The organism is Chenggangzhangella methanolivorans (assembly GCF_042648545.1).
Taxonomy (GTDB): Bacteria; Pseudomonadota; Alphaproteobacteria; order Rhizobiales; family Methylopilaceae; genus Methylopila; species Methylopila methanolivorans.
On sequence record NZ_JBHRXS010000033.1, the window covers coordinates 1 to 656 of the forward strand.

The 656-nt window shown below is 65.5% G+C and carries 1 protein-coding gene; it reads right to left on the bottom strand.

Annotated features, from left to right (window positions below):
- On the bottom strand, positions 1 to 656 hold a 656-nt coding region (locus ACFOWB_RS26665), incomplete at both ends, for a ferredoxin--NADP reductase (protein ID WP_378150378.1).

Below are 656 nucleotides of genomic sequence, written 5' to 3' on the forward strand. Positions count from 1 at the left end.
CCTCGTAGCCGCCGTCGACGAGGAGTTGGCGGGTGTCGCGGATCATGTCGGGCGAGCCGCACAGCATGAAGCGGTCGTTCTCGATCGACATGTTCGGCAGGCCGACGTCCTCGAACAGCTTTCCGCTCGTCATCAGGTCGGTGATGCGGCCGCGGTTGCGGAACGGCTCGCGGGTCACGGTCGGATAGTAGACCAGGCCGCCCGAGATCATCTCGCCCAGAAGCTCGTCCCTGGGCAGCGTCTCGGTGATGGTCTCGCCATAAGCGAGCTCGTTGACCTGCCGGCAGCCGTGCACCAGCACGACCTTCTCGAAGCGCTCGTAGGTCTCCGGATCCTTGATGATGGAGAGGAATGGCGCGAGGCCGGTGCCGGTGCCGAGCAGGTAGAGGTTCCTGCCGGGAAGCAGGTTGTCGAGCACGAGGGTTCCAGTCGGCTTCCGGCCGATGAGGATGGGGTCGCCGACGTTCAGATGCTGGAGGCGCGAGGTGAGCGGCCCGTCCGGCACCTTGATGGAGAAGAACTCGAGCTCCTCGTCGTAGTTCGCCGAGACGACCGAATAGGCGCGCACCAGCGGGCGGCCCTCGACCTCGATGCCGATCATGGTGAACTCGCCGTTGCGGAAGCGGAACGACGGATCGCGCGTGGTGCGGAACGAG